Below are 5,062 nucleotides of genomic sequence, written 5' to 3'. Positions count from 1 at the left end.
CAGAGAGTGTGAAACGCTCCGGCGCTATAGGATGTGGCTGCGGCCGATTAGGTAGACGGTGGGGTAACGGCCCACCGTGCCAGTAATCGGTACGGGTTGTGAGAGCAAGAGCCCGGAGACGGTATCTGAGACAAGATACCGGGCCCTACGGGGCGCAGCAGGCGCGAAACCTTTACACTGCACGCCAGTGCGATAAGGGGACTCCACGTGCGAGGGCATATCGTCCTCGCTTTTCTGTACCGTAAGGAGGTACAGGAATAAGTGCTGGGCAAGACCGGTGCCAGCCGCCGCGGTAATACCGGCAGCACGAGTGATGACCGCTGTTATTGGGCCTAAAGCGTCCGTAGCTGGCCGTTCAAGTCCATCGGGAAATCCGCACGCCTAACGTGCGGGCGTCCGGTGGAAACTGTTCGGCTTGGGACCGGAAGACCAGAGGGGTACGTCCGGGGTAGGAGTGAAATCCCGTAATCCTGGACGGACCACCGGTGGCGAAAGCGCCTCAGGAAGACGGATCCGACGGTGAGGGACGAAAGCTCGGGTCACGAACCGGATTAGATACCCGGGTAGTCCGAGCTGTAAACGATGTCTGCTAGGTGTGACACAGGCTACGAGCCTGTGTTGTGCCGTAGGGAAGCCGTGAAGCAGACCGCCTGGGAAGTACGTCCGCAAGGATGAAACTTAAAGGAATTGGCGGGGGAGCACTACAACCGGAGGAGCCTGCGGTTTAATTGGACTCAACGCCGGACATCTCACCAGCATCGACAGTGTGCAGTGACGGTCAGTGTGATGAGCTTACCTGAGCCACTGAGAGGAGGTGCATGGCCGCCGTCAGCTCGTACCGTGAGGCGTCCTGTTAAGTCAGGCAACGAGCGAGACCCACGTCCCTAATTGCCAGCAACACCCTTGTGGTGGTTGGGTACATTAGGGAGACTGCCAGTGCCAAACTGGAGGAAGGAATGGGCAACGGTAGGTCAGTATGCCCCGAATGTGCTGGGCGACACGCGGGCTACAATGGTCGAGACAGTGGGATGCAACGCCGAAAGGCGACGCTAATCTCCGAAACTCGATCGTAGTTCGGATTGAGGGCTGAAACTCGCCCTCATGAAGCTGGATTCGGTAGTAATCGCGCCTCAGAAGGGCGCGGTGAATACGTCCCTGCTCCTTGCACACACCGCCCGTCAAAGCACCCGAGTGAGGTCCGGATGAGGCCCGGTTTCCGGGTCGAATCTGGGCTTCGCAAGGGGGCTTAAGTCGTAACAAGGTAGCCGTAGGGGAATCTGCGGCTGGATCACCTCCACAGACCGGGACCAGGCCGTCGCGCCTGGCCCACCACCGGCCATCCTGACGGGATGGCCACCACAGTGGCGTTTACGCCACACCGTCCACGTTCGATCGACGCCACGTGCGGCCGATCGGGCACCTTTGAACTACCAAGGCTCGATTTGCTCCCTGTCTCGGCAGCGCCGAGACAGGGGTGGGCCCATAGCTCAGTGGGAGAGTGCCTCCTTTGCAAGGAGGATGCCCTGGGTTCGAATCCCAGTGGGTCCATACTCGGTGCGGATCGAAGACGAGATCGTGTCCCTTAAGTGGGAGACGACACTTCGATCTAATCCGACCGAACCGATGCACCATCCCGTGTAAACGTGGATGGGAAGGGTCAATGCAGGCCAGCTGTCTACTGGCGTGCAGATGAGACCGTGTGTACGTGTAGTCCAGGCGTCCACTGGATCCGTTCCCGGGTCACTACACTGTTGCACTTCGCGTGCAACACCGATCCGATGAACGTGGCTACTGTGCCAGCTGGTGGATCGCTCGGCTCGAGAGCTGAAGAAGGACGTGCCAAGCTGCGATAAGCCTGAGGGACCCGCACGGAGGGGAAGAACTCAGGATTTCCGAATGGGAATCCCCACCGCAATTGCTTCGCGCAATGGGGAACGCCGGGAATTGAAACATCTTAGTACCGGCAGGAACAGAAAGCAAACGCGATGTCGTTAGTAATGGCGAATGAACGCGATACAGTCCAAACCGAAGCCTTCACGGGCAATGTGGTGTTCGGACTGACTCTCATCAGCAGAACTCCGACGAGAAGTCTCTTGGAATAGAGTACGAAACAGGGTGACAGTCCCGTACCGTCGGTCAGTATGCTGTGCGTCAGCTCCAGAGTAGCGGGGGTTGGATATCCCTCGTGAATGTCGCGGGCATCGACCGCGAAGACTAAACACTCCTCGAGACCGATAGCGAACAAGTAGCGTGAGCGAACGCTGAAAAGCACCCCACAAAGGGAGGTGCAATAGGGCGTGAAATCAGTTGGCGATAGAGCGACGGGGCATACAAGGTCCTGTGAGAAATGACCGAGACGCGAGTCTCCAGTAAGAATCACGGGAAGCCGGTGTTCCGTCGTACGTTTTGAAAAACGAACCAGAGAGTGTGCCTGATTGACGAGTCTAACCCGAGTATCGGGGAAGGCGCAGGGAAACCGACATGGCCGCAGTCTTACGACGAGGGCCGCCGTGTTCAAGCGCGGGGAGTCAATCGGGCACGACCCGAAACCGGACGATCTAGGCATGGGCAAGGTGAAGCGTGGCGAAAGCCACGTGGAGGCCTGTTAGCGTTGGTGTCCTACAATACCCTCGCGTGACCTATGTCTAGGGGTGAAAGGCCCATCGAGTCCGGAAACAGCTGGTTCCAACCGAAACATGTCGAAGCATGACCTCTGCCGAGGTAGTTCGTGGGGTAGAGCGACGGATTGGGGGACCGCACTCCGAGAGGAGTGCGCCCCCCTGTCCAACTCCGAACCTACGAACGCCGTTCGACGCAGGGAGTCCGGTGCGCGGGGTAAGCCTGTGTACCGTGAGGGAGACAACCCAGAGCTGGGTTAAGGTCCCCAAGTGTGGACTAAGTGCGATCGAAAGTGGTCCCGAGCCCTAGACAGCCGGGAGGTGAGCTTAGAAGCAGCTACCCTCTAAGAAAAGCGTAACAGCTTACCGGCCGAGGTTCGGGGCGCTGAAAATGATCGGGGCTCAAGTCCACCACCGAGACCTAGCGGCACCTGTCAGAAGGTGATTCCGTAGGTTGGCGTTCCGTTCGGGTGGAAGCACGGAAGAGATTTCGTGTGGACCGTTCGGAAACGAAAATTCTGGTCATAGTAGCAGCGTTAGTCGGGTGAGAACCCCGACGGCCGAACGAGTAAGGGTTCCTCGGCAATGCTGATCAGCCGAGGGTTAGCCGGTCCTAAGTCAGCCCGTAAGTCGAAGCTGACAAAAGGGGAATAGGTTAATATTCCTATGCCAGTGTGCACTCAAAGCCAACGCTTTGGGGCCGCCTCAGCCGGGCCTTCGCCCGGTCGAACAGTCGAAGTTCGTGGAAGCCGTAATGGCAGGAAGCGAATGAATGGCTGGATAGCGCAAGTGAGGTCAACCGAGAGCCCGTGAAAAGGTGAGCACACTGTCCGTACCGAGATCCGACACAGGTACTCGTGGCGGCGAAAGCCAAGGTCTGTCGGGATCAACCGACGTTAGGGAATTCGGCAAGTTAGTCCCGTACGTTCGCAATAAGGGATGCCTGCCCCGGAGAGGGGCAGGTCGCAGTGACTCGGGCGCTCCGACTGTCTAGTAACAACATAGGTGACCGCAAATCCGCAAGGACTCGTACGGTCACTGAATCCTGCCCAGTGCAGGTATCTGAACACCCCGTACAAGGGGACGAAGGACCTGTTAACGGCGGGGGTAACTATGACCCTCTTAAGGTAGCGTAGTACCTTGCCGCTTCAGTAGCGGCTTGCATGAATGGATGAACGAGAGCGCCACTGTCCCAACGTTGGGCCCGGTGAACTGTACATTCCAGTGCGGAGTCTGGAGACCCCCAAGGGGAAGCGAAGACCCTATAGAGCTTTACTGCAGGCTGTCACTGAGACGTGGTCGCCATTGTGCAGCATAGGTAGGAGGCGTTACAGAGGTACCCGCGCTAGCGGGCCACCCAGCCAGCATTGAAATACTACCCGATGGTGACTGCGACTCTCACTCCTGGCGGAGGACACTGGTAGCCGGGCAGTTTGACTGGGGCGGTACGCGCTTGAAAAGATATCGAGCGCGCCCCAAGGTTTCCTCACCCGAGTCGGAGACTCGGGAAAGAGCGCAAGAGCATACGGAAGCCTGACAGTGTCCGGCACAACGACGGACGCTGACGCGAAAGCGTGGTCTAGCGAACCAATTATCCTGCTTGATGCGGGAAATTGCTGACAGAAAAGCTACCTTAGGGATAACAGAGTCGTCACCCGCAAGAGCACATATCGACCGGGTGGCTTGCTACCTCGATGTCGGTTCCCTCCATCCTGCCCGTGCAGAAGCGGGCAAGGGTGAGGTTGTTCGCCTATTAAAGGAGGTCGTGAGCTGGGTTTAGACCGTCGTGAGACAGGTCGGCTGCTATCTATTGGGGGTGTTACGGTATCTGACGAGAACGTTCGTATAGTACGAGAGGAACTACGAATGGGTGCCACTGGTGTACCGGTTGTTCGAGAGAGCACGTGCCGGGCAGCCACGCGCCACGGGGTAAGAGCTGAACGCATCTAAGCTCGAAACCCACTTGGAAAAGAGATACCACGGAGGTCACTCGTAGAAGACGAGTTCGATAGACTCGGGGTGTACGCGTCGAGGCAACGAGACGTTGAGCCCGCGAGCACTAACAGACCGAGCCACACAGTCATACTACATCGCATTGGATCAGGATCCGCGAACGGATCCAGGCGTTAACTGGACTACACGACACACGGTTTAGCCACCGATTACGGTTTGACGGCGGTTCGATTCCGCTGATCGGCGTTAGGCGGCCAGAGCGGCGGGGTTCCTCCCGTACCCATCCCGAACACGGAAGATAAGCCCGTCTGCGTATTCGCTAGTACTGGAGTGGGAGACCCTCTGGGAACGCGAGTTCGCCGCCCCTTTCATACTTTCATTCACCTCACGGAGAGCGGTTGCGCTGCGTGGGGTGTGTCATATTGCGGCGGGGAGTGGTGATGCTGGGTCGTCTCGCCTAGTCGGGACGGACCGCGCGGCGAGGCGGTTCG

The 5,062-nt window shown here is 58.2% G+C and carries 1 tRNA gene and 3 rRNA genes; all 4 read left to right on the top strand.

Going from position 1 to position 5,062, the window contains the following annotated elements:
* Positions 1 to 1,297 (top strand): 16S ribosomal RNA (locus EA473_RS21735); the annotation flags it as partial.
* Positions 1,298 to 1,476: 179 nt separating this feature from the next.
* A tRNA-Ala gene (locus EA473_RS21730) sits at positions 1,477 to 1,548 on the top strand.
* A 231-nt stretch (positions 1,549 to 1,779) separates the two neighbouring features.
* Positions 1,780 to 4,699: ribosomal RNA gene (locus EA473_RS21725) — 23S ribosomal RNA — on the top strand.
* 118 nt (positions 4,700 to 4,817) lie between these two features.
* A 5S ribosomal RNA gene (gene rrf, locus EA473_RS21720) occupies positions 4,818 to 4,939 on the top strand.
* Positions 4,940 to 5,062 lie beyond the last annotated feature (123 nt).

Source organism: Natrarchaeobius chitinivorans (assembly GCF_003841505.1).
Taxonomy (GTDB): domain Archaea; phylum Halobacteriota; class Halobacteria; order Halobacteriales; family Natrialbaceae; genus Natrarchaeobius; species Natrarchaeobius chitinivorans.
Note: the sequence above shows the minus strand (reverse complement) of the source record. Positions and strands in the feature narration are given on the sequence as shown.